The sequence below is a fragment of the Ruegeria sp. genome (genome assembly GCF_965221235.1).
Taxonomy (GTDB): Bacteria; Pseudomonadota; Alphaproteobacteria; order Rhodobacterales; family Rhodobacteraceae; genus Ruegeria.
Genome location: NZ_CBDCRS010000004.1, coordinates 161,222 through 186,456 on the forward strand (window position 1 = coordinate 161,222; position 25,235 = coordinate 186,456).

Below are 25,235 nucleotides of genomic sequence, written 5' to 3' on the forward strand. Positions count from 1 at the left end.
TCAAAGGCCCGAAAATGTAGGGTTTCGTTTTTCCATGAACGCCACGACGCCTTCTTCGCGGTCTGCCGAGGCTGCGATTGCCGCACTGCCGAGGGCTTCGACCACGGCATGCGCGTCTTCACCGACCGCTGCATGGATCATGTTTTTCGAGATTTCGGTGGCCCGAGGCGACAGCTCACCCAGATCGGACGTGATCTCAAGCGCGCGTGCCACGACGTCATCGCTCACCTCGGTCGCGTAACCTACGGCCAGCGCGCGATCTGCGTTGATGCGGCGTCCGAACAATGCCATTTCCTTCACCGCTGCTTCGGGCATCAAACGGGTCAACCGCTGCGTTCCGGACCAGCCCGGCACGATCCCGACCCGTGCTTCAGGCAAGGCCAGTGTTGCCCGAGGGGTCATCAGGCGCAGGTCGCAGCAGCTTGCTAATTCCAGCCCGCCGCCGAAGGCGTGACCGTTGATCGCGGCAATCGTCGGTTTGCCGATCCGCGCCAGACGGTCAAAGATGCGATGCCCGTCACGGACCCAATGACGCGCGAATTCGGCGGGGCTCAGCCCACCCCAAGCGCGGATATCGGCTCCGCAACAGAACGCTTTTTCACCCGCGCCAGTCAGAATGAGGGAACGAATTGATGGATCACGCTCGACCTCTTGCAAGCGACCCTCAAGCGCCTCGAGCATTTCCACCGTCAACGCGTTCAACTTAGCCACGTTGTCCAAGGTCAAGACAGCGGTCGAACCTTCGATATGAAATCCGAGATTGCTCACAAGGACATCCCCATTGGGCCTTCTGAGAACAGCGATTTGGGCATTTGAACCGCGTTTTCGGCGACTTTGACGCGGCCGCCCGAAGCTTCGACAATGTCGCGCTGCGCCGCGATACCGGGCATGATTTCCGTTGCGACCAGCCCCTGTTCGGTCAGGCGAATAACGCAGCGTTCTGTCACATAAAGCACATCCTGACCGGTTTCGCGGGCGCGGCGGCCCGAGAATGTGACATGCTCGACCTGATCCACCATTTTGGTGAACTTTCCGGGGGCATTCACGCGAATACCGTCATCCGTCAGGTCGATCTTGGCACCGGCTTCGAACCAGCCCGAGAACACGATCTTTTTGGCCCGCGCCGTGATATCGACAAAGCCGCCACATCCTGCGGTCAGATAGGGTTTCTTACCCAATTTGGAGACGTTGACATTGCCTTCAACATCGACCTCAAGGAACGAAAGGAACGACATGTCGAACCCACCACCCTGAAAGTAAATGAACTGCTGCGGTGACGGCACGAAAGCATGTGCATTGGATGCGCAGCCAAAGGCAAACCCGGTCAATGGGACACCGCCAACCGCCCCCTGCTCAATCGCCCAAGTAACGGCCTGAGGGTGCCCTTCCTCCAACAAAATACGCGGCACCATGGCGCTGATGCCGAAGCCCAGATTGGCACTCATGCCTGTGCGCAACTCTTGAGCAGCACGGCGCGCGATGACCTTTTCAACACCATGCTCAGCCAGCGAAAAGCTGTCCCAAGGACGCATGATCTGGCCTGAGATGGCAGGATCATAGGGCGTTTCGGTTGTTTGCATCTGCCCGGGGTCTTCGATGATCAGGTCAACCAAATGCCCCGGAACGCGAACATCATGCGGGCGCAGGCTGCCTGCCGCGGTAACCCGCTGAACCTGTGCAATCACCAACCCACCGTGGTTTCGAACACAGATCGCCTGTTCCAACCCGCCCAGATAAGCCCCTTCGTGTTCATAAGTCAGGTTGCCGAACTCATCCGCCGTTGTTGCGCGCAGAACGCAAACATTCGGATTGATGTTTGGAAAGTGCAGCCAGGTCTGCCCGTCGAACTCTCTTCTCGCGACGATGGGTGCGGCTGCACCACGCGCGTTCATCGCGCATCCCTCGCGCACAGGGTCGACGAATGTCTCAAGCCCGACTTGCGTCAGAACACCGGGGCGGTGCGCTGCGGCTTCGCGATGCATATCGAACAGGATCCCAGACGGCACGTTATAAGCGGCCACCCGATCCTCGACGATCATCTTCCAGATTTCCGGCATCTCGAGGCTGGAGGGACCCGACGGGTAAGAACCGGCCAGAACACGGTCGAGCAAACCATCCTGCGCCAGATACTCCATGCCCTTCACACCATACATGTCGCCGGCGGCAATCGGGTGAAGCGTTGTGATATTGCGAGGATGTCCTTCCGAACGAAACCGCTCTCCCAGTGCTTTGAGAACAAGGTCGGGGCAGCCCAGAGCCGAAGACGATGACACAGTGACGACTGCATTGTCCGGGATGCGAGAAACCGCCTCGGAAACAGAAACGAGCTTAGTCATCAGAAGCCACCATAATCTACATTGATGCGCTGGCCCGAGGCGGCGGCTTCACGCACGCAAAGCGCAACGGACAGCGATTTCACGCCATCGGGTCCGTCAGCCACCGGGCGACCTTCGCCGGCGGTCGCGGCGACAAATTCTGATACGCCCTGAACGTAGAGAGAATGATCCGAAAACGGGATCTCTTCGCTTCCGGCTTCAGTCACCAGATTGATCGACCCAACCGGGCGCTGCGTCATGACGCCATCCGCAAAAATCGAACCCTTGGTTCCGTGTACTTGAAGCCCCGATCCGGCAAACGGATGCGTAAAGCTTTCATGCGTCATGACCATTGCGCCCGAGGGCATCGTCCAGACAGACATACAGGAGTCTTCGACGCCCTGCCCCATCCCGGAACTGGCCATTTGCGCGACGACCGACACCGGGTCTTCATTGAGCAGGAAGCGGGTGACATCCGCGTCATGAACAACGATATCAGGGATTACTCCGCCACCAGCATCGGCAGAGTTGATACGCCACCCTTGCAAGTTGCCCGGCAAATGCACTGCATGATGGATACGCAGCGAGAGAACGTCTCCGACGCGCCCGGCTGCAATTAGGTCACGAATTGCGCGGTGGCTTCCAGAGCATCGCAGGTGGTGATTGGTTCCGAATGCTACGCCTGACTTTTCGGCGGCCCGCACCATTTCGACGGCTTCTGCCTGAGTCATTCCAAGCGGCTTTTCACATAGAACATGCTTACCAGCCGCGATGGCAGCCATCGCCTGACCATGGTGCTTCTCATTTGTGGAGGAAATGTAGACGGCTTTCACGCCATCGTCAGACAGCGCCGCGTTCAGGTCCGTGGTTGCATTGGGAATACCGTGTTCTTTAGCCCAGGTTTGCACTCGGTCAGGGGAATTGCTGACGACCCAGGTCACGTCGTTGCCTGCCTGCTGACGCACCGCGTCCAACATATATTGCGAAGCTATCGTACTCGCTCCGACAAATGCCCAGTTCATTTGTTTTCCCCACTATCGTCGTCCGCACAATTGGAACGTTCCAAATCATTTACTGGAACGTTCCAACTTTAACAAGCAAAAACTCTGCACGTGCTTTGAAGGCAAGAAAACATGGCCTAAATCGCGACGCCCGATGCCTCGTCCGAACCGATCACAGGGAATCGAAGGGTTTCACGGCATGGCGGTACTCCGACTGAGTCGCAGAAGTTCGCCGCGCGCCACTTACATCATTACGTCAGTCCGACCCCTTCCACCGTTACCCTGTGCATAAGGCGACGAAACCCATGGTAGTCGTTGATCGCCTTGTGCCACGTCGCTCTGTTATCCCAAATGGCGATGTCCCCTTCCTGCCAACGCAGGCGGCATTGGAATTCGGGCTGCTTACAATGATCATAAATCATAGCCAGCACCGCGGCAGACTCATCCGCGCTCAAGCCTTTGATTTCGGTCGTGAACACAGGATTGACGAACAACCCTCGCCGACCGCTGAGCGGATGCGTGATGACAACGGGATGCAAAGCGTCTTGCGTGGCGGATTCGGCATTACCCAACCGGCCGCTTGTTGCGGCTTCTGTGTCCATGATGCTGGCTCCAAAGACATGGCGAGAGGAATGCACCGCCCACAAACCATCTAGGAAACCACGCATCGTGGGCGACAAAGCTTCGTAGGCGGCAGCCATCGACACAAACAACGTGTCACCGCCATGGGGCGGTACCTCTAGGGCGTGCAGGATTGAGCCCATGGCAGGCTCCTGATCATAAGAGTGATCCGTATGCCACCCCTCTCCCACAGCCTCTTTCTGATCCTTCTCTTTCAACACCGTGGCGATCTCGGGATGGCCATCCACCGGCTTGAAAAAGCGGTTAACGTTGATTGGGCCGAACCTTCGCGCAAAGGTCAGATGCTCTTGCGGGCTAACGCATTGGCCTCTCAGGACGACAACGGAATACTCTGCGAAGGCTGACTTAATCGCGTCGAATTGATCTTCACGCCGGGCGTCCGCCCCGAAGATTTCCGCACCCAACCCACCGGTGAGAGGTTTTACTTCCATGCGCCTTCCTCCCTGCTTCGCTCAGCCTAAAGAACGGGAAATATTACTTCAACGCAATCGGCGCGGCTTCATACAATTCCAATGGAAGGTCGTCTGGATCACTGAAAAAGGTAAACCGACGTCCGGTATATTCATCGACACGGACGTCTTCGACCGGAACACCCTTCTGTTCCAGATTGTCTTTCAACGCCTCGATATTATCTACAACAAACGCAAGATGCCGCAGACCCAGCGCTTCGGGCCGGGATACGCGTTTGGGCGGGTTGGGAAAGGAAAACAGCTCAATCTGGGAACCATCTGGCAGCGCCAAATCCAGCTTCCAGGATTGCCGCTCGGCCCGGTAATTCTCCGCAATTATCTCCAACCCAAGCGTTTCTGAATAAAAGGCCTTGGACCGCTCATAGTTCGAACAAATGACTGCGGCATGATGGATTGCTTTCAAACTGCTCACAGACTCGTTTCCTCATATTATCGGATTGTTCAGTCTAACTCTTGAGGCAATTTTTCGCTCCACTTTCGAAGCTCTTCAAGAAAACCAAGAGCTGTCCGCCCAAATTCAGTAACCGAATACTGCACGGAAACAGGAGCGGTATCCATTACCTGCCGGTGAACCAGACCCTGCGCTTCAAGTTGACGAAGTCTTTCAGTGATCATTTTCTTACTGGCACCCCCGATCATGCGCGACAGATCGTTGAAGCGCACTGGGCCATCTTTAAGGTGCCACAAGATCGATCCCGTCCACTTTCCGCCAATGATCCGCATACCGCGTTCGATTGCACATGGCTCCTGACAGGCCTCTGAGACTTGTCGGCGCCCTTTGGCATCCTCTTCGATCCGTGCGCGCATCGTCATCCTTCCGCTCAGACAACTAGGTTACCAAAAGTATACTAGTTGATTTCCCTTACCTACACTCTCAAATGCTATCCGAACCCGATGTGAGTCAAGGGTTCAAAGATTGCACATATAGGATATGGACATGAGTAAAATCCTGATCGTGAACGGTACCCAGCCCTACGAATTCGCCCCCGGACAGTTGAACGCCAGTCTCGCCGAACGCGCACGTGGCATGCTGACCGCAATGGGTCACGACGTGCGCGTGACCACCGTCGCCGACGGCTATGATGCAAATGCTGAGGTCGATGCGCACCTGTGGGCCGATACAATCATCATGCAGTTCCCGGTGAATTGGATGGGTGTTCCGTGGATCTTCAAGAAATACGTAGATGAGGTTTACACGGCGGGCATGGATGGCCGCATGAGCGCAGGTGATGGTCGAACAACTGATGCGCCCAAAGCCAATTACGGTACCGGCGGCACGCTACACGATAAGAAATACATGCTGTCGGTTACGTTCAACGCCCCGAAAGAAGCGTTCGATGATGCGTCCGAGCCTTTCTTTGCGGGCGCGAGCGTTGACGACCTGCTGGCGCCGATGCACCTGAACGCAAAGTTCTTTGCCATGCAGCCCCTTCCGACTTTTGCTGCATTCGATGTTATGAAGAACCCGGAAATCGAGGCCGATTTCGCTCGATTTGACGCGCATCTGAAAACCACATTCGCCGAGGTCGAACATGTCCCAGCCTGATATTCATCTCTACACCGCTGGAACGATGAACGGTTACAAGCCGGTCATCTTCTTAGAAGAGGCAGGTGTCCCTTATGAACTGACACACATCAATTTTTCCAAACAGGAACAAAAGGCGCCGGATTATCTGGCGCTGAACCCCAACGGAAAGATTCCGACAATTGAGGATCGTTCGGAGGGGCGCGCCATCTTCGAATCCGGTGCGATCCTCTGGCATCTGGCCGAGAAATACGGAAAATTCCTGCCTTCGGATCAGGTCAAACGGTCCGAGGTCATGCAATGGGTTCTGTTTCAGGTCGGCCATGTAGGCCCGATGATGGGACAGGCGATGTATTTTCAGCACATTGCGGCGCCCAATGGCCACGAAGAGCCCTTTTCAATCCGCCGATACGTGGACGAAAGCCGCCGCTTGATGGAGGTGATGAATACACGTTTGAACGGACGTGAGTGGATCGCTGCAGACGAATACACCATTGCCGATATGATGCTGTACCCGTGGGCGCGTGCTTATGTCTGGGCACGGGTGGATGTGTCGGATCTGCCGCATCTGAATGCTTGGTTCGACCGCATTGACGCGCGACCTGCCGTGCAGCGAGCGCTGACCATTCCCAAGGCCAATCCCCAATTCTGGGACGCCGACGCAGATGCCAGCGACTTTGCCAAGGAAAACGCAGCGCGCTTTTCAAGCGATGTTGAAGGAAGCTGAACCACGTGGACGCCCGAATTAAGTTGTAAATGAAAGAACGCGCTGCGCTGTCAGACAAATTCGAACTCGTCTCAGCCAGGCCAATATAACTGCCCTTTATGCCGCACCAAGTTCGCCCCACTCGGCATGAGCGGCGGTGCGTTTCAGCTTGAAGGCATCTCTGCTGGCGAGCAATCTCTCTAGATTGACGTGGCTGCAGACAAAGGAATGGACGGACGCGAATTTCTATAGACTTCGCATACGCCTGAAACGCTGCATTGCGCGTTCGCTTCGTAGTAGCGAGAGGTGCGGATTCTCAACGCGGTTGTTGAGCGACCTGCCCGTACAATTTCTCACGATGAATTGGGTGGGTGGCGGAGAGACAGGGATTCGAACCCTGGAGACGGTTTCCCGCCTACACACTTTCCAGGCGTGCGCCTTCGACCACTCGGCCACCTCTCCGTGCGGGCGATATTTGGACCATCGCCGGGGGATTTGCAAGGGGCGAATGACGGGAAAATTCAACCTTTCCCGACCCGTCTCCTACACCGTTACAATTCGTCCCCGTCTCCGTCGGAAAGGTCAGCCTCAGTCATGTCCGTGGGTTTTGACGAAGGCTGTATCTTTTCCGGCGCAGGGCCGGATTTCGGTTTCTCGGCAGCTGGCGGAACACGCAGAGTTTCGGGGTTGCGAAGCCACACATCGCGCTGCGCAAAGGGAATCTCGATACCCTCTTCAACAAAGCGTCGGTTGATTTCATGGTTCATGTCCGACTTCACCGACAAGACCCAGTTCACATCCCGCAGAATGGCCCGAATTTCAAAATCCAGCGAGTCCGCGCCAAAGCCCTGAAACACCACGCTGGGTGCGGGATTGGCCAGAACCATCGGATGCGCATTTGCAATTTCACCCAGGATTTTCTCGACCAAACGAGTATCAGTGCCATAGGCCACGCCCACCGGAACGATCACCCGCCCGACCGTGTTCCCGCGGGTGTAGTTCGTCACCACCCCACTGATCAGGTCCGAGTTCGGGACAATCACGTCGGACCTGTCAAAAGTCTCGATCCGGGTCGAGCGAACCGAGATGTCGCGCACGTACCCCATCATCCCGTTCACGTCGATCCAGTCACCCTTTGAGATCGGGCGTTCGACCAGCAGGATAATCCCGGACACGAAATTCGACACGATGGTTTGCAGGCCAAAACCGATCCCGACCGACAACGCACCGGCGACAATGGCCAGCGAGGAAAGATCGAAGCCCGCCACCATAATAGCAACCAACGCCGCCAGGAAAATCCCGACATAGCCGGTGCCTGCCGCAATGGCGTTCTGGCCACCCAGGTCGATGCTGGTTTTGGGTAGCAACGAGTTCCGCAGCCCGCTCTGCAACAGCCGTGTCAGGCCATAGCCGATGGCAAACACAACAAGGAACGTAAAGAAGTTGCTGGGCGAAATGGTGACGCCACCAATATCGAACCCCAGCAACAGACGGGACCAGACCTCAAGCAGGTCGGTCTCGCGCGCGCCCCAGTACAGTGCCAGAACCGGCAGTGTAAGAACTGCGATGATAAACCCGGCCAGCACAGAAAACAGAGAATCCCGCGCCGCCTCACCCTGCCCGCTGAGCCAGCCGTAGACCGACGTGATAAAGCGGTGAAAAATCGCAAGTGCCGCGAACAGTACCAGCGTCTTGACCGCCGGGAAGACAATTGCCTCAGCGGCGTTTGTGTAACCCACAGCCGCCAGAACCGGGCTGACCATGCCCAGCAGGAACACAGCCCTGCGCAGAAAATTCATAATCTGCGTCAGACCCGAGCTTCGCGCGGTCTCTGCGGTCTCTCCGTCTGCGGGGGCGGGTTCACTTGTGTTTATCCGGCGTATGCGCAGCAAGACCAGCGCGGTGCCAACAACAACCGGAAAGCTGATGACTGCACGGGTCGCGTCCGAGATGTTTTCGATCTGGTCGAACAGCAACCCGAACTCATAAGCGATCAGGAAAATCGCCAGCACATCCAGATAGACCCTCAGCTGGGTAACACTTTTGCGGGACAGACGACTGAAATTCTGGGCCGCCTGCGAGACATGCACCTGCCTGCCAATCCAGTCGTAATAGAAAATAAGCGCAGCCCAATAAGGCACATTCTGGATCAGCAGCGTCCCACGCAGCCCCAACACGCCGGTCATGACAATGGCCTGCACCAGCAGCCATACGCCCAGCCATGGCAATACGATGCGCAGCAGCGACACCAGAAAGGACCAGACGCCCATTCCGCGACCGCCCAGACCGCGCATGTATTCCCCTGCCCGCTCCGACCAATACCGGCCGTACAGCAGCAAAATACCCGCAGCGACGGTCAAAGCCAGGATGCCCAAACCACGATTGCTAAGCCGGTCTTTGACGATATTGGATTTGAGGTTGTGCGAGGATTCAGCGGCCAGCCCTCGCACCGCTTCGACAAGATCGAACCACGCGGGGCCCCAATAAACAGGGTTCAGAGGGGATGGCCCGCGCTCTAGCAGCTCTTTCTTCTGCCGGTCGCGCAGCAGTTGGTCAATTTCACTGATCAGACCGTTGGCCCGACTAAAAGCCTCTTCCGAGATGATCTGCGGAACCTGAAGGCTGCTGAGTTGCGTTTCCAGATGCTTGCGGAGATCCGCAATCTCTTTGGGTTCCGTCGCATCGCCTTCTGGCGCAGGCCCCAGTGCCTTGATCTGTGCGTCCAGCGTCTGAATGCGGTCTGTATTCGCACTGCGGGCGCGATTGAAATCGTCCCGGTACGTGTGAATTTCAGATCGCAGGTTTTCCAGCGCCGCGTTTGACGTCCGGTCCGCCTCGATCTCAGCCTCTGCACGATCCGCCGTATCCAACCAGTCCTGGTAGTATTCGCTTTGCCTATCGTTCAGTTGAGCGGCAGCAGGACCGCCCAACAGAGCAAAACAAACCAGAAAGAGCGATAGAAACAGGCGGACCTGCCGAAACATCACACGTCCTCGAAAACGCCGGGGATGCTGCGCGGGGCTTCGGTCATCCAATCCGGCACCGGCAGTTCTTTTTCGCGCAGGAATTCCGGATTGAACAGTTTGGACTGATAGCGCGTACCGTAGTCGCACAGGATGGTCACAATGGTGTGGCCCGGCCCCAGATCCTTGGCCAGACGCACCGCGCCCGCCATGTTGATCGCAGTTGAACCGCCCATGACCAGACCTTCTTCGCGCAGCAGATCAAAAATGTAAGGCAGCGCTTCGTTATCGGTCATCTGATACGAGAAGTCCGGTTTGAACCCTTCGAGGTTCTTGGTGATGCGCACCTGACCGATACCTTCTGCGATCGAGCTGCCCTCCATCGCGATCTCACCGGTTGTGTAATAGGAATAAAGCCCTGCGCCCATCGGATCGACCAGACCGATCTTGACGCCTTTGGGCTGCAACGCATCGGCCACACCGGCCAGTGTACCGCCCGAGCCCACGGCGCAGACAAAGCCATCGACCTTGCCGCCGGTCTGCTCCCAAATCTCAGGGCCCGTGGTTTCGACATGCGCCTGACGGTTGGCAACGTTGTCGAACTGGTTCGCCCAAATCGCGCCGTTCGGTTCGGTCTGCGCCAGTTCCTCGGCCAGACGGCGCGAGTAATGCACAAAGTTGTTGGGGTTGCGATAGGGTGCCGCCGGAACCTGCACCAACTGCGCCCCCGCAAGGCGCAGCATGTCCTTCTTTTCTTCGGACTGGGTTTCCGGGATCACGATCACCGTTTTGAACCCCATAGACGCACCGACCAGCGCCAGGCCGATCCCGGTGTTGCCCGCCGTACCCTCGACAATGGTGCCGCCGGGTTTCAACTGACCCCGCGCAATGGCGTCCTTGATGATATACAGCGCCGCGCGATCCTTGACCGATTGACCGGGGTTCATGAACTCGGCCTTGCCGAGGATCTCGCATCCGGTCTCTTCACTGATGCGCTTCAGCCGGATCAGCGGTGTTTTCCCGACTGCGTCGGCAAGGTCTCGTGCAATGCGCATGGCGCCCTCATTTCTTTACATATCAACGAAGATTTACAGATGCCGTGCGGCAACCACAAGCGGCGATCCTCATGCGCGCAGCCGGTCCCGGTGACGTGCCAGCCAATGGGCCAAAGTCAACAGGGGTAAATCCTTGAAATCATTGCCATCCACGCGCTCCATAAAGGCCTCGAAGGGCAGGATTTCGGTCCGAATATCTTCGCCTTCCGAGGCCAGCCCGCCAGTGGTGGTGGTTTCCGTCAGATCACCAAGCCCGACATACAGACACATATAGCCCGTGGAAGACCCGCCGCTGCTATAGGCCCCACCAGCATATTCGAGGGCCTTCAGGCTGACACCGGCCTCTTCCATGACCTCGCGATGGGCCGCGTGCTCGGGTGTTTCGCCGGGGTCAATCATCCCTGCGACGGCTTCCCACAACCACGGCTCGGGGTCGTCGATCAGAAAGACCGGAGGCCGGAATTGCTCGACAATCAGGACCCTGTCCCGAACCGGATCATACGGCAGAACGGCTACGGCGCTGCCTTGCAACAGGCTGGCGCGGTGCAGAACCGGCCCCATGGTGCCATCGTGTTGCCGGTGTTGAAGGTCGATCTCCTCCATCCCAAAATAGTCAACATAGGCCCGCTTGTGGCGATGCACGATAACGTCCTTGTCGATGTCCCTCGGCTCACCTGTTCTGCGTTTACGGGCCAACAGCTTGGCCCAGGCCCGGGTTTGAATGGCACGTGTACTGCGGAGCATCACCTCAGGCGCAATGCGACCGAAATAAGCCATCTCTTCCTCAGCCGCCAAGGTCACGATGTCACCCCAACCCTCGACCCAATCGGTCAGAGACCATTCTTCGCCCGGCACCCATTTTCCCGGCTCGGGGAAGAATACCTGCGATTGAACGAATGCGCCTTCACGCGTCGTGACCATCCGGTTTTGCAGGCCGTAGTCAAAGCCACCTTCATAGTAAGCCAACCGCTCCAGATCGACATCGGAAAGGCCCTGCACCAACAGACCGTCAGCTGAGCTGCCTGTTTCCGGCTGTATCATCGGGAAAATCTCGCCCTGCACAGCTCGCACAGAGTGATCTGCCAACGCAGCATCGGACACTTTCAACGTGTCGGCCCCATGCCCCAAAACACGTTCAAGCAATGGAACATGGCGCAATGTTCCGTAGAAAAACAGATCAGACAAGATTGATACTCGCGGCTCTTACTCAGCGCCAGCGACGGCTGGCTTCCTCGGTTGCGAGCCCCGCGATAAGTGCCCCGATCGCCAAAGTCCACAGAATTTCCGGGACCAGCAATTGCTGACCGTATTCGACACCTATTTGAAAAATACCAAGCAGGGCCTCGAAGGGGCCATCATAGCGATGGCGCATGGCCAGCCGGAACATCTCGTAGCAACCTTGTACGAAGAGCCCCCAAAAAACCAACGAGGCAACGCCGGTCAAGCCATTGTTGACGGCCGCTGTCCATCCACGTCCTGCCCGCTTACCCATGATAATCCAGCCGCAGACAATGCCGAGCACCATGTTGACGTAGGTGAAAGCGCCATAGCTTTTACCCTCTTCCCCGTTGCTGATGATCATGCCTGAAACCAGAAAGGCCACCACCAACAAACAAATTGCTGCTACAAGTCGCGGAGCACTGGGCATTCGAAATTTCCGTTTCTTAACCGGGTTTTGCTATAGTGATCTGTGTCACATCGCAGTTACCGGTGTCAAAGGCCGCGCCGCATGCAGTTAAATAATAGTTCCACATGCGGCGGAAACGCTCATCAAAGCCCATCTCAGCAATTTCGTCCCATTTGTCGTTGAACGTTTCGTACCAACGCCGCAGTGTCAGGTCATAACTTTTGCCGAATTCCCGTGATTTCACCACATCCAGACCGGCGTCTTTCACCTGCTGTCTGAGGACAGACGGAGCCGGGAGCATTCCGCCCGGAAAGATATATTTCTGAATGAAATCAACGCCGTTCTTGTAAATCTCCCAGCGGTGATCCGCCACGGTGATGATTTGCAGTGTGGCGTGCGCTCCGGGTTTCAAGCGGTCGCGGACGGTTTCGAAATAGACGGGCCAGTACTTCTGACCAACCGCCTCGAACATCTCGATAGACGCGATGCCGTCATACTGGCCGCGCTCATCCCGATAGTCCTGCAACTTGAACTCAACAAGATCTGAAAGCCCTGCTTTTTCAATTCGTTGCTTGGCAAAGCTCAACTGCTCCTGACTGATCGTCAAACCTGTGACCCGTAGGCCACGCTCTTTCGCGGCATATTCGGCGAACCCGCCCCAGCCGCAACCGATCTCCAGGATATGATCACCGGGTTTTGCGCCCATCTCATCGACCAGACTTGCGTATTTTGCGGTCTGCGCCTTTTCCAGACTTTCTTGCCCCGTTTCAAACAGTGCGCTGGAATAGGTCATCGTATCATCCAGCCACAACCCGTAGAAATCATTACCCAAATCGTAATGATACGAGATGTTTTTCTTGGCCTGTTTACGGTTATTGCGATGCAGCCAGAACCGCAGGCGCTCATAAGCCTGTACCAGAAACTTCCCGGTGAAGTCGTCATAGACCGTTTCTGTACCCAGATGCACCAGATCCATGAACGCACGCAGGTCGGGGGTGCTCCAACCGCCTTCAAGGTAGGAATCCGAAAAGCCCAGTTCACCCTCACGGATCAGGCGGGCAAATACGTCCGGGTCATGAATGTCGACCCGTGCCAGCGGGCCGGGTTTTCCCCCTTCGGATCGAAAGATGCGCCCATCCGGTAACGCGATGTCCAACTGACCGGATTCCATCCGGTTCAGCATCTTGAAGACTTGAGCAAAGTATCTGGGCAGATTCTTCTGCCCTTCGGTCGTTGTTAGGATCATCCGCTCTCCCCTGTGCGGTCGTGGGCTCAGGCTAGGCCGAGTTTGTGTTTCTGGCAAGTTTTCAGTTCCTTACCCGGTTTTTCGGCCTTCATAGGCCGCTAAAGCTTGCGCCCGTCCAGCGGCCAGTTCGACCACAGGCGGCGGGTACGCCGCGCTGGGATCAAGACCCCATGATCGTGGCACGGCATCGAAATAAGACAGCGCAGTGGCCGAAGGCTCTGCCTGCCCTTCGGCGATCCATCGCCGTAGGTACGTGCCACTTGGGTCAAATTTCTCTTGCTGAGTCAGAGGGTTAAAGATGCGGAAAAACGGGGATGCGTCGGGGCCAGAGCCTGCCACCCACTGCCATCCCATCGCATTGGCCGCCGGGTCCCAGTCAATCAGGCAGTCGGCGAACCAATCCATACCGATTTTCCAATGCGTCATCAGATGCTTGGTCAGATAACTGGCGACAATCATGCGCGCGCGATTGTGCATCCGTCCGGTCACGTACATTTGACGCAATCCGGCATCCACCACGGGAATGCCAGTACGCGCCTGTTGCCACGCGGTGACGTTTGGATGACCGACATCCGTATTCCACGGAAAACCGTCCCATTCGGGCCTCCAATTCCCGCTTAACAATTGCGGCGTGTGGTACATCAGGTGATAGGCAAACTCGCGCCACACCAGTTGCCGCAGATATGCATCGGTTCCCTGCACACCCGTCATGGCCGCTCGCTGCACGGTGTGCCAAACACTGCGTGGGCCGATTTCCCCCAACGACAGATATTCGGACAGGTCCGAGGTCCCATCCTTGTCCAACCGGTCGCGATGATCCGAGTACCGGGACATTCGGTCCAGAAATCCGTGCAAAACTTCAAAGGCTGCGGGTTCACCCGGGCGTACGTAGGGCGCGACAACTGCCGCGCCTCGGTTCATCTGCGCCCCCAGTTTCCACAAGGTCAAATCGTCTGACGCTGGCCATTGTGTCGGCGCGTTCAACGTCGGTGCGGGATCGGGCAATGCGACCTCACGGTCCTGAACCGCGCGCCACATCGGGGTAAACACGCGAAACGGCTGTCCGGTTTTGGTGGCCACAGTCCAGGGTTCAAACAGCAAGTGGCCCGCAAACGAGATGGCCTCGATACCCTGTCTGGTCAGTTCGGCTTTGACTTGGGTATCACGCGCGATGGAGTCTGGGTCATAGGCGCGGGACCAGTAAACCGCTGTCGCGCCTGTCTCGGCGATCAACTGCTGTAACACGGTCAGGGCATCCCCCTGCCGCAGGATCAACCTGCTGCCGGTCTGCGCCAGCGATTGAGCAAAACTCTCAAGCCCCAGTGCAAGACGCCATTTAGGTGCAGCTCCAAGTCCATGCACGAGGTCATCAAGGATAAAGACAGGCAGGATAGGACGACCGGTTCGGGCCGCCGCGCTTAACGCTGGATGGTCCGACAGGCGCAAGTCCCGCCGGAACCACATGATAATCGGTGACTGAGTGCTTTCCATAACCGCCCGGGTGTTTTCTTGGTTCTACGAACCCGAGCGTAGATTGGATCACAAAACGTCGTCTAGTGCGTTCAAAAGCTGATCAATTTCCTGTTGCGAGGTGTAGTGCGTGAAGCTGACCCGCAGTACACCCTGCGCGGTGTCAACGCCCATCGCCTGCAAGGGGCGTACGGCGTAGAAGTCACCTCCGCCCGCCATGATCCCGTGTTTCACCAGATCAGCAGCCACGGCTTCTGCGTTGCGGCTCAGCGACAGCGCCACGGTCGGCGCACGACGAGCTGCATCCGAGGTGCCGATCAGGCGCACAGCGTTGCGATCTTTGACCGCGTCCAGCACGGGTTGCAGCAGATCAACCTCCTGCCCGCGCATCAGGTCATGCACAAAAGCGCCGCGCGCAGTCGCGCCGGTTTCAGGGCCGTTGTGATGATCGCACAGCAGATCGACATAGTCCGCCATACCGGCACTCGCCGCGATTTGGGCGTGATCCGGGCCTGCCGGAGTGAAACGCTTATACAGCACGTCGCCGTTGAAATAATGCGCCTGATTGGGCAGCAACTCACCCAATGTTCGCCGAATGACCATACAGCCCTGATGCGGGCCATAGGTTTTATAGGCCGAGAACAGGTAAATATCCGGCCCCAGATCGCCAACATTCGGGAAGCCATGGGGCGCATAGGACACGCCATCCACGCAGACAAACGCACCAGCCGCATGGGCAATGGCGGTGATTTCGGTGACGGGATTGATCTCTCCGATCACGTTGGAACAATGCGGGAAGCAGACCAGACGCACCTTTTCGTCCAGCATGTTCTCAAGATCCTGCGGGTTCAGCGATCCGGTCTCGGGGTCGATCTGCCATTCGCGGATTTCGATGCCCTCATCGGCCAGTCGACGCCAGGGGCCGGAATTGGCCTCGTGATCCTGATTGGTGACAACAATGGCTTCGCCCGGCTTCATCCACTGGCGAAACGCCTGCGCCAGAACATAAGTGTTCTGCGTGGTCGAGGGGCCAAAGCTCAGCTCATCAGTGTCGACGCCCAGAATTGCTGCCATGCGGGCGCGGGCCTCGTCCATTTCCTCACCACCCAAACGGCTGGCATCATAGGCACTGTAGGGTTGCACTTTGCGTTGTGTGTAGAAACGGGTTAGGCGATCCAGCACCGGCTTGCAGGTATATGATCCACCTGCGTTTTCAAAGAATGCTTGCCCCTGCAAGCTGGGTTCGGAAAAGGCCGGAAACTGCGACCGAACGAAATTGATGTCCAGAGTGCTCATGGCACGTGCCTCCTAAATCATGCTCGTAAATCCAAGAGGTGCCCGAGCATGATTTCGGAACCCTCAGAAACCATGGCAGGTCTTCCAGCCCAGTCGACACTAGCGGGTGCCGACAGTCCTTGTTTTACACAGGAACGGCGTCAGATAGCCCTGAGCTACAGCAATCGTCAAGCACGCAACGTGCCTAAACAACATGAAAAAGCCAGGCGCTCAGGCCCGGCTTCTCACTATTTCTTTAGGCCGTCTAGCCCTGAACTTTGGTATAGGTCCCTTCGCCCGCCAAAATCCCGCGGAAACCACCGGGTTCATCAAGGCCGAACACGATCAGCGGCAGGTTGTTGTCGCGTGCCAGCGCGATGGCCGAGGCGTCCATGACTTTCAAACGCTTCGCCAGCACGTCGTCATAGCTGACCGTGTCATAGCGCACAGCGTCTGCGTGGGCCTTGGGATCTTTGTCATACACCCCATCCACGCCGTTCTTGCCCATAAATATCGCCTCGCACGCCATTTCATTGGCGCGCAGCGTCGCGGCGGTATCCGTGGTGAAATAGGGGTTGCCGGTTCCGGCAGCAAAGATGCAGACCCGCTTCTTCTCAAGGTGACGCACGGCGCGGCGGCGTATATAGGGCTCGCACACCTCATCCATCCGAATGGCCGAGATGACACGGGTGAACACCCCGATCTCTTCCAGCGCCGACTGCATCCCCAGCGCGTTCATCACCGTGGCCAACATGCCCATGTAGTCGGCGGTTGTCCGCTCCATCCCCTGCGCCGAGCCGCTGAGACCCCGGAAGATATTGCCGCCGCCGATGACCATGCAGATTTCGACGCCCAGATCATGAACCGACTTGACCTCTTGCGCGATGCGCTGAACGGTCGGCGGATGCAGGCCGAACCCCTGATCCCCCATCAATGCCTCGCCCGAGATCTTCAGCATCACGCGGCTGTATTTCGTGGTGGGGCTGTCAGTTGTTTCGACTGTCTGGGAAAGGCTCATATTGCGCTCCGGGCTGGCACGGGTTTATTTTCCGGCGCAAAATGAAGCAAAAGCTCCGCAGGTTCAATGCGGTTGCTGAGGATTAAGGCGCCACGGATGACCAATAGGCAAACTTCGCAGATTTTGGACCGCCTGCCCCCTATTCCCGACGATAAGCCAGTGTTGATTGCCGGGCCAACGGCCTCGGGCAAATCGGCGCTGGCCTTGCAGATTGCGGAAACCCATGGCGGAGTGATCGTCAACGCGGACGCCAGTCAGGTCTATGATTGTTGGCGTGTGATTTCAGCCCGCCCGTCGGTCGAAGAAGAGGCCCGCGCGCCACATCAACTGTACGGGCACGTCACCTACGATCAGGAGTATTCCACAGGTCATTGGCTGCGCGATGTAAAACCCTTGCTGACGGGTCAGCAGCGCCCGATCATCGTCGGAGGTACGGGTCTGTATTTCACCGCGCTGACCGAAGGAATGGCGGACATACCCGCAACGCCGCCGCAAGTCCGGGCCGAGGCTGACACTCTGGACCTTCCGACGTTGCTCAAAGGGGTTGATGCCCAAACGCTGGAACGGATCGACACGCAAAACCGTGCGCGCGTTCAACGGGCCTGGGAGGTGCAGCAGGCCACCGGGCGCAGCTTGCGCGATTGGCAAGAGGATACCCCGCCTCCGGTTCTGGACCTGGCCGACACCGTGCCTCTTGTTTTTGATGTGGATAAACAATGGCTTCTGGATCGCATCACCCGGCGGTTTGACCAGATGCTTGAGACCGGCGCCCTGCAAGAGGTTGCAGCGATGAGCGATCTCTATGACCCGGCGCTGCCAGCATTCAAGGCAATCGGAGTTCCCGAACTTCTGGCCTATCTGGACGGTCGGCTGACATTGGACGCGGCACGAGATCGCGCAACGATTGCCACCCGCCAATTGGCCAAACGCCAGCGCACGTGGTTCCGCGCGCGGATGCAGAAATGGAATCCAGTAAGATTCTCAGACTGATACATGCAGATGTTAAGTTCTTTTGGTGAATCGCCGTAAGAACGATTCCCCCTTTAAACAATTATTTCCGGTTCACGATTGTATACATTGCGAAGAATCGCCCTGCATACGCTAAGTCAAAGCTTAAACAGCCCCGCGCCATGTCGTTTTTGTGCTATGAGCGACGTTTTCATACATTGACCTGACTCAATTTCTAGGGCGGAATGTCGGTATGGGGATGTTCAGTATCCAACGAGAATTCCAAGAACCTGCTGACCGGCACATTTCGGTTTGAGCGGTTCTGATCCTCTTCAAAAAAATAAATGTCACAGGGAGCGACGTTAATGACCAAACAAACTTTTACCGGAGCACCGGTTCACTGGGCGGCGGAAATGCACGCTCAGGAATATCGGGACGGCAAACTGAGCCGGCGCGAGTTTCTGACCCGCGCCACAAGTCTGGGTGTCACAGCCGCAGGCGCCTATGGAATGATCGGCCTGGCAACACCAGCACGCGCCGAGGGCGAAGATGCCAAGAAAGAGGGCGGCACCATTCGCGTTCAGCAGGAAGTGCGCGCCCTCAAGGATCCGCGCACCTATGACTGGTCGCAGATCGCCAACTTCAGCCGCGGCACACTAGAATATCTGGTCGAGTACAACTCGGACGGTTCGTTCCGTGGCATGCTGCTGGAAGGCTGGGAAATCAACGACGACGCCACCGTATACACACTTAAGGTTCGCCCGGGTGTGAAGTGGAACAATGGCGACGATTTCACCGCCGACGACGTGGCCTTTAATATCGCGCGCTGGTGTGACAAGAGCTCGGAAACCAACTCGATGGCGGGTCGCTTTGGCACGCTGGTAGACGACGATACCGGCCAGGCCATCGAAGGCAGCATTCAGGTTGTGGACAACCTTACGGTTCAGCTGAACCTGCCGAAACCTGACATCACCCTGATTCCGGGCATGTCCGACTACCCGGCGGCAATCGTGCACCAATCGTTCAGTGAAAACGACCTGCTGAACAATGTCGGCACCGGCCCCTACCTGATGCAGGAACTGGAAGTCGGCGTCAAAGCCATCATGGTGCGCAACGAAGACCACACGTGGTGGGGCGAAGAAGTGTTCGGTCGTCCGGCACTCGACCGTGTTGAGTATATCGACTACGGCACCGATCCTTCGGCCTGGCTGGCCGCGATGGAATCGGATGAAGTCGACATGCTGTATGAATCGGTCGGTGAATTCATCGACGTGATGGACGGCCTTGGCTATGTGAAATCCGAAGTTGTTACGATGGCGACCATCGTGATCCGTCCCAACCAGCAAGCCGAAGTTGACGGCAAGAAGCCTTACGCCGACAAACGCGTGCGTCAGGCGCTGGCCATGGCTGTCGACAATGCGATCTGTCTGGAACTGGGTTATGGCGGCCGTGGCTCGCCTGCGGAAAACCACCATGTTGGCCCGATCCACCCGGACTATTACGAACTGCCGCCACGCAAGGTGGATGCGGCTGCCGCGCTCAAGCTGATGGAAGAGGCCGGTATGGCCGATTATGAGCACGAGCTGATTTCGATCGACGATGACTGGCGCCGCAACACCACGGATGCCGTCGCTGCGCAGCTGCGCGACGCGGGCATCAAGGTCAAGCGTACGGTTCTGCCGGGCAACACCTTCTGGAACGACTGGGCGAAATATCCGTACAGCTCGACCAACTGGAACCCGCGTCCTCTGGGCGTTCAGATCTGGGCGCTGGCCTATAAGTCGGGCGAAGCCTGGAACGAGTTTGGTTGGGCGAACGAAGAGTTCGACGCCATCCTCGCCGAAGCTCTGGCCATTGCGGATGCCGACAAGCGCCGCGAAGTTGTCGCCCGAGGCGAAGCTATGATTCAGGAAGAAGGCGTAACGATCCAGCCATACTGGCGCTCGCTCTACCGTCACATGAAAGACGGTCTGGTCGGCACCGATATGCACGTCGCCTTCGAACACCACCACTATAAGTGGGGCTGGGCAGCTTAAACCCACCAGCCAACATTCTTTGGGGGCGCCTGATGAGGGCGCCCCTTTCCAGCCGCAGATATGCCGACTTAGGGTCGGCAATCCGAAGCCAGACAATGGTCCAATGATCTGCGGAACACCTGAACAACGGGGCCATCATGGGACTATTTATCCTCCGTCGGTCAGGCGTGATGCTGCTGACAGCTTTGTGTCTGACATTCGTGGTCTTCTTTTTGACCAACCTATACCCGAACCTTGAAAAACTCGCGAAAACGCAGGGCAACCAGCGGATGTCGGACGAGCAGGTGGAAGCCTGGCTTGACAATCGTGGCTATCAGCAGCCGATTTTGACCAAGTATGGTCAGTGGCTGGGCGTGATGCCCGGATTCACCAACACACTGGCAGACGGTCAGTTTGTCGGAACCTGTGTACGGCCCGGATCGACCCCGGAAACGACGCCTCGGTTCTGTGGCGTTTTGCAGGGCGAATGGGGCTATTCGACTGTCTTCAAGGACGAAGTCGGCAGCATTGTCGCCAAGCGATTGGGCAATACCGGCTACCTGATGTTCTGGGTTTTGGTTCTGATGGTGCCTTCGGCGCTGATTGTTGGCGTTCTGGCGGGGATGCGAGAAGGATCGGCCATGGACCGCTCGTTGTCGACGTTTTCGATCATCACTACGGCAACTCCCGAATATGTCTCGGGCGTTATTTTCATCGCGATCTTCACCTCGTCCACAGTGGGCCTGAAATGGTTCAAGGGGACGGCAACGCAGGCGATGGATAACCCGACCTTCGAGAACTTCTTTCTGCCGGTGCTGACCATTGCCCTTTACGGGATGGGCTATATCGCCCGGATGACACGCGCCTCGATGACCGAGGTGATGACCGCGCAATATATCCGGACTGCGCGTCTGAAAGGTGTGTCTTTTAGCAATATCGTCATGAAGCACGCGTTGCGCAACGCGCTGATCGCGCCATTCACCGTCATCATGTTGCAGTTCCCATGGCTGCTGAATGGTGTGGTAATCGTCGAGACCCTGTTCAACTACAAGGGCTTTGGCTGGGCGCTGGTTCAGGCTGCGGGCAACAACGACATCCAGCTGCTGCTGGCGATTTCGGTCGTGTCCGTCTTTGTGGTGCTGGTGACGCAGCTGATTTCGGATATCGGCTATGTCTACCTTAACCCGCGCATTCGCATTTCATAAGGAGGGATAGATCATGGAACCTCTTACCTGGACCGGCTCTATCGCCTTCCTCAACCCCTTGCTGATGATCGCGCTGGCCGCGTTGCTGATTTCGATCGTCGCATGGATCCTTGGCAGTATCGTGCTGCCCGAAGCGCCCATGGCCATCAACATGGATGGCACTGTCAGCTCAGGCGGCGGCCTGCGAGGGCTGATACAGACCGCATTGCGGTTCAGCTTCATGGCCTGTGTCGGTATTTCCCTGGCCTATATCATTCTGGGCATCCTGATGGGTACCGGAGCGGGGATCATCGGCGCTATCTCACAGCAATTCCTTCCGGTTTGGCTGTCGTTGATCATCCTTTACGCCATGTCCATCGCCTTTAAGCGTCGGCTGGGCCTGTACGGCAAACTGTTCGACAGCCCCATCGGCATGATCGGCTTTGGCCTTGTGATGTTCTGGGTGTTTACAGGCATCTTTGGTGCGCTGGACCTGATCGTCACCCACGACCCGCTGGTGCAGGTCTCGGGAATGAAGAACAAGGTACCCGGAACGCCTCTGCCCAGCCCAGAAGAGGGTGAGTATGCCTGGTACCTGCTGGGTGGTGACAACCTTGCCCGAGACGTCTTTAGCCGCATGGTCAAGGGTGCCTGGATTGTGGTGCAGATCGCGCCTCTGGCGACGCTGTTTGCCTTTATGGTCGGTATCACGCTGGGTCTTCCTGCGGGATACTACGGCGGGCGTCTGGACACGTTCTTGTCGTTCCTTGCCAACCTGATCCTGGCTTTCCCGGTTATCCTGCTGTTCTATCTGCTGGTCACACCAGAGATCGTAGCGACAGGCGTGCCGAACTATATGGCGGTTGTGCTGTTCATCTTCCCGATCCTGTTCATCGGCGTTCTGCTGAACTCGCGCTATTACACCCGCCCGAACTTCCGCACACCGCTGTTGGTCGGCGTTCTGGGCGTTGCGATCTGGCTGTACCTGTCACTGGTCTCGACCGGCGGTTACATCATCAACACAGACAATTATCGCATTTGGGGTCTGCCCACCTATCTGGATCTGTTCGACATTCCGGGCGGTATTCTGGTGGTGTTTGTCTCGGTGGTCTTCGTGAACTCACCCACCGTGTTCCGGATCGTTCGCGGTCTGGCACTAGACATTAAAACCCGCGACTATGTTGCTGCGGCGCAAACCCGCGGTGAGGGTCCGTGGTACATCATGCTGTGGGAAATCCTGCCCAACGCGCGAGGTCCACTGATCGTCGATTTCTGCCTGCGGATCGGCTACACCACCATCCTTCTGGGAACCCTTGGTTTCTTCGGGTTGGGTCTGCCGCCGGAAAGCCCGGATTGGGGTTCGACGATCAACGAAGGGCGCAAGCTGCTGTCGATCTACCTGCACCCTGCCCTTCCGCCTGCGTTTGCACTGTTGACACTGGTTCTTGGTCTGAACCTGCTGGCTGACGGTCTGCGTGAGGAAAGCCTGAAGGACTGATGTGATCGAGGCCGGGGGCTCTGCCCCCGGACCCCCGAGGTATTTTTAGCCGGATGAAGGGGTTCCCCCGCATCTGGCGAGGAGAGACACAGATGAATAAACTAGCGGATTATGACGGGCCTATTCTGGAGATCGACAAGCTTTCGATTTCCTTCTTCACGCGCCTTCGGGAAATCCCGGCCGTTATGGATTTTTCAGTCAGCGTTCAGCCGGGTGAGGCTGTTGGACTGGTTGGCGAATCTGGTTGCGGCAAGTCGACCGTTGCCCTTGGGGTCATGCAAGACCTTGGCAAAAACGGGCGCATCGTCGGCGGTACGATCAAGTTCAAGGGGCGCGATCTGGCCGAGATGACCTCGGATGAGCTGCGTGACATTCGCGGCAATGAAATCGCGATGATCTATCAGGAGCCGATGGCCTCATTGAACCCAGCGATGAAAATCGGCAAGCAGTTGATGGAAGTGCCGATGATCCACGAGGGGGTCGGTTCAGAAGAGGCCTATGCCCGCGCTCTGGAAGTGGTCACCGATGTGCGCCTGCCCGACCCCGAGCGGATGCTGAATTCCTTCCCGCACCAGCTGTCCGGTGGTCAGCAGCAGCGGATCGTGATCGCGATGGCGCTGATGTCGAAGCCGTCGCTTTTGATCCTGGATGAGCCGACCACCGCGTTGGACGTGACCGTTGAAGCCGCCGTTGTGGAACTGGTTAAGGATCTGGGCAAGAAATACGGCACCTCGATGCTGTTCATTTCGCACAACCTTGGACTGGTTCTGGAGACCTGCGACCGGCTGTGTGTGATGTATTCCGGCGAGGCGGTCGAGCGTGGCTCGATCAAGGACGTGTTCGACGACATGCAGCACCCGTATACTCAGGCGCTGTTCCGCTCGATCCCCCTGCCCGGAGCTGACAAGAACGCGCGGCCTCTGGTTGCTATTCCAGGGAATTTCCCGCTGCCGCATGAGCGCCCGCCGGGGTGTAACTTCGGCCCGCGCTGCGACTATTTCGAAGAAGGTCGCTGTGACGCACAGAACATCATTATGGAAGCGGTGCCCGGCAATGACCGTCACCACACGCGCTGCCTGAAGTATCAAGAGATCGACTGGAACGCGCCGATCACCGTAGGCGAACAGAAGGAAAAGGCCGAGATCGGTCGCACCGTTCTGAAGATGGACAACCTCAAGAAATACTATGAGGTGGCCGCGAATGCGCTGTTTGGCGGGGGCGAAACCAAGGTCGTCAAAGCCAATGAAACGCTTAGCTTCGAGGCGCATGAATCTGAGACTTTGGCCATCGTGGGTGAATCCGGCTGCGGTAAATCTACGTTCGCCAAGGTATTGATGGGCTTGGAGACTGCCACCGACGGGCAAATCCTGCTGGACAACCGCAACATCGAGGCCGTGCCAATTGAAGAGCGCGACGCCAAGACGGTCGGCGAGGTTCAGATGGTGTTCCAGAACCCGTTTGACACGCTAAACCCGTCGATGACCGTGGGCCGTCAGATCATTCGTGCTCTGGAAATCTTTGGCGTCGGCAACTCAGAGGCTGAGCGCAAGCAGCGCATGCTGGAGCTTCTGGATCTGGTGAAACTCCCCCGCGCCTTTGCGACCCGCATGCCGCGGCAGCTCTCGGGTGGTCAAAAGCAGCGTGTCGGCATCGCGCGTGCCTTTGCCGGTGACGCGCGGATCGTGGTTGCGGACGAACCGGTCTCGGCGCTGGACGTGTCCGTTCAGGCAGCTGTGACCGATCTGTTGATGGAAATTCAGCGCGAGCATAAAACCACGCTGCTGTTTATCAGCCACGACCTGTCTATCGTGCGCTATCTCAGCGACCGGGTGATGGTGATGTATCTGGGCCATGTGGTCGAGCTGGGTACAACCGATCAGGTCTTTGCCCCGCCCTATCACCCCTATACCGAGGCTCTGCTGAGCGCGGTGCCGATCGCGGACACGTCGATTGAAAAGCAGCATATCGTGCTTGAAGGCGACATCCCGTCCGCAATGAACCCGCCGCCGGGTTGTCCGTTCCAGACCCGGTGCCGCTGGAAATCCGAGGTTCCGGGCGGGCTGTGTGAAAGCGATGTGCCGCCGGTGAAGACTCTGGCAGACGGGCATCAGGTCAAATGCCATCTGGCCGAAGATATTCTGGCCCGGATGGAGCCGGTCATTAAGGTCGCCGCGGAATAAGCGACCACCTAATTCGCTAAGGGCGTCGGTGCAAAACCGGCGCCCTTTTCTTTTTGATCTAACTTTGTTTCATTGACCGCAGCGGTATATTCATCCG

At 57.4% G+C, this 25,235-nt stretch carries 21 protein-coding genes, 1 tRNA gene and 1 pseudogene; 7 read left to right on the top strand and 16 right to left on the bottom strand.

The genetic code is table 11. From position 1 onward, the window contains the following. From ACOQOY_RS03840 to ACOQOY_RS03865, 6 genes are all read right to left on the bottom strand, one after another. Positions 1-768, bottom strand: coding sequence for an enoyl-CoA hydratase/isomerase family protein (locus ACOQOY_RS03840; RefSeq protein WP_420584166.1), 768 nt, complete (start codon positions 766-768; stop codon positions 1-3). Beyond that, the gene (locus ACOQOY_RS03845) at positions 765-2,336 is read right to left on the bottom strand and encodes an acyl CoA:acetate/3-ketoacid CoA transferase (protein WP_420584167.1); all 1,572 of its coding nucleotides are present in this window, start codon (positions 2,334-2,336) and stop codon (positions 765-767) included. Before ACOQOY_RS03845 ends, ACOQOY_RS03840 begins: the two co-directional genes overlap by 4 nt. Beyond that, the gene (locus ACOQOY_RS03850; protein WP_420584168.1) at positions 2,336-3,337 is read right to left on the bottom strand and encodes a Gfo/Idh/MocA family protein; all 1,002 of its coding nucleotides are present in this window, start codon (positions 3,335-3,337) and stop codon (positions 2,336-2,338) included. The genes ACOQOY_RS03845 and ACOQOY_RS03850 overlap by 1 nt, the downstream gene beginning before the upstream one ends. Positions 3,338-3,567: 230 nt before the next feature. After that, positions 3,568-4,389, bottom strand: a complete 822-nt coding sequence (locus ACOQOY_RS03855; protein ID WP_420584169.1) for a TauD/TfdA dioxygenase family protein — start codon at positions 4,387-4,389, stop codon at positions 3,568-3,570. A gap of 43 nt (positions 4,390-4,432) precedes the next feature. After that, positions 4,433-4,840 (bottom strand): VOC family protein, encoded by a 408-nt coding sequence (locus ACOQOY_RS03860; protein WP_420584170.1) that lies wholly within the window; start codon positions 4,838-4,840, stop codon positions 4,433-4,435. A 29-nt stretch (positions 4,841-4,869) separates the two neighbouring features. Next, positions 4,870-5,241, bottom strand: coding sequence for a winged helix-turn-helix transcriptional regulator (locus ACOQOY_RS03865; protein WP_420584171.1), 372 nt, complete (start codon positions 5,239-5,241; stop codon positions 4,870-4,872). Between the two features lie 124 nt (positions 5,242-5,365). Here ACOQOY_RS03865 and ACOQOY_RS03870 point away from each other — a divergent pair, with 124 nt between their 5' ends. Both ACOQOY_RS03870 and ACOQOY_RS03875 read left to right on the top strand, forming a co-directional pair. Further along, positions 5,366-5,974 carry an NAD(P)H-dependent oxidoreductase gene (locus ACOQOY_RS03870; protein WP_420584172.1) on the top strand — a complete coding sequence of 203 codons (609 nt, stop codon included), beginning with the start codon at positions 5,366-5,368 and terminating at the stop codon, positions 5,972-5,974. Then, positions 5,961-6,680: a glutathione S-transferase family protein gene (locus ACOQOY_RS03875; protein WP_420584173.1), complete on the top strand. Its 720-nt coding sequence runs from the start codon at positions 5,961-5,963 to the stop codon at positions 6,678-6,680. The genes ACOQOY_RS03870 and ACOQOY_RS03875 overlap by 14 nt, the downstream gene beginning before the upstream one ends. 96 nt (positions 6,681-6,776) lie before the next feature. Here ACOQOY_RS03875 and ACOQOY_RS03880 read toward each other — a convergent pair. The 10 genes and pseudogenes from ACOQOY_RS03880 to pyrH form a co-directional block, all read right to left on the bottom strand. Next, a pseudogene (locus tag ACOQOY_RS03880) lies at positions 6,777-7,004 on the bottom strand (IS6 family transposase); the annotation flags it as partial. Positions 7,005-7,031: 27 nt separating this feature from the next. Next, a tRNA-Ser gene (locus ACOQOY_RS03885) sits at positions 7,032-7,121 on the bottom strand. Positions 7,122-7,210: 89 nt separating this feature from the next. Continuing rightward, positions 7,211-9,643 (bottom strand): DUF3772 domain-containing protein, encoded by a 2,433-nt coding sequence (locus ACOQOY_RS03890; protein ID WP_420584174.1) that lies wholly within the window; start codon positions 9,641-9,643, stop codon positions 7,211-7,213. Continuing rightward, positions 9,643-10,677, bottom strand: a complete 1,035-nt coding sequence (locus ACOQOY_RS03895; RefSeq protein ID WP_420584175.1) for a cysteine synthase A — start codon at positions 10,675-10,677, stop codon at positions 9,643-9,645. The genes ACOQOY_RS03890 and ACOQOY_RS03895 overlap by 1 nt, the downstream gene beginning before the upstream one ends. 69 nt (positions 10,678-10,746) lie before the next feature. Further along, on the bottom strand, positions 10,747-11,862 hold the full coding sequence (locus tag ACOQOY_RS03900) for an NUDIX domain-containing protein (protein WP_420584176.1): 1,116 nt from the start codon (positions 11,860-11,862) through the stop codon (positions 10,747-10,749). Positions 11,863-11,884: 22 nt separating this feature from the next. After that, on the bottom strand, positions 11,885-12,325 hold the full coding sequence (locus tag ACOQOY_RS03905; protein ID WP_420584177.1) for a TrgA family protein: 441 nt from the start codon (positions 12,323-12,325) through the stop codon (positions 11,885-11,887). 16 nt (positions 12,326-12,341) lie between these two features. Continuing rightward, positions 12,342-13,550, bottom strand: a complete 1,209-nt coding sequence (locus ACOQOY_RS03910) for a class I SAM-dependent methyltransferase (protein WP_420584178.1) — start codon at positions 13,548-13,550, stop codon at positions 12,342-12,344. A gap of 69 nt (positions 13,551-13,619) precedes the next feature. Continuing rightward, positions 13,620-15,041 (bottom strand): cryptochrome/photolyase family protein, encoded by a 1,422-nt coding sequence (locus tag ACOQOY_RS03915; RefSeq protein WP_420584179.1) that lies wholly within the window; start codon positions 15,039-15,041, stop codon positions 13,620-13,622. A 48-nt stretch (positions 15,042-15,089) separates the two neighbouring features. Further along, complete coding sequence (locus ACOQOY_RS03920) at positions 15,090-16,316, bottom strand: aminotransferase class V-fold PLP-dependent enzyme (protein ID WP_420584180.1); 1,227 nt, start codon at positions 16,314-16,316, stop codon at positions 15,090-15,092. Between the two features lie 244 nt (positions 16,317-16,560). After that, positions 16,561-17,313, bottom strand: a complete 753-nt coding sequence (gene pyrH, locus ACOQOY_RS03925) for a UMP kinase (protein ID WP_420584181.1) — start codon at positions 17,311-17,313, stop codon at positions 16,561-16,563. Positions 17,314-17,409: 96 nt separating this feature from the next. On the opposite strand from pyrH, the gene miaA reads away from it, so the two are divergent. The 5 genes from miaA to ACOQOY_RS03950 all read left to right on the top strand — a co-directional run bounded on the left by miaA (position 17,410) and on the right by ACOQOY_RS03950 (position 25,138). Then, positions 17,410-18,303 carry a tRNA (adenosine(37)-N6)-dimethylallyltransferase MiaA gene (gene miaA, locus ACOQOY_RS03930; protein WP_420584182.1) on the top strand — a complete coding sequence of 298 codons (894 nt, stop codon included), beginning with the start codon at positions 17,410-17,412 and terminating at the stop codon, positions 18,301-18,303. Between the two features lie 323 nt (positions 18,304-18,626). After that, positions 18,627-20,297, top strand: coding sequence for an ABC transporter substrate-binding protein (locus tag ACOQOY_RS03935; RefSeq protein WP_420584183.1), 1,671 nt, complete (start codon positions 18,627-18,629; stop codon positions 20,295-20,297). A 137-nt stretch (positions 20,298-20,434) separates the two neighbouring features. After that, positions 20,435-21,481 carry an ABC transporter permease gene (locus ACOQOY_RS03940; RefSeq protein ID WP_420584184.1) on the top strand — a complete coding sequence of 349 codons (1,047 nt, stop codon included), beginning with the start codon at positions 20,435-20,437 and terminating at the stop codon, positions 21,479-21,481. 13 nt (positions 21,482-21,494) lie between these two features. Continuing rightward, positions 21,495-22,958 (top strand): ABC transporter permease subunit, encoded by a 1,464-nt coding sequence (locus tag ACOQOY_RS03945; RefSeq protein ID WP_420584185.1) that lies wholly within the window; start codon positions 21,495-21,497, stop codon positions 22,956-22,958. Positions 22,959-23,050: 92 nt separating this feature from the next. After that, positions 23,051-25,138, top strand: a complete 2,088-nt coding sequence (locus tag ACOQOY_RS03950) for a dipeptide ABC transporter ATP-binding protein (protein WP_420584186.1) — start codon at positions 23,051-23,053, stop codon at positions 25,136-25,138. Positions 25,139-25,235 lie beyond the last annotated feature (97 nt).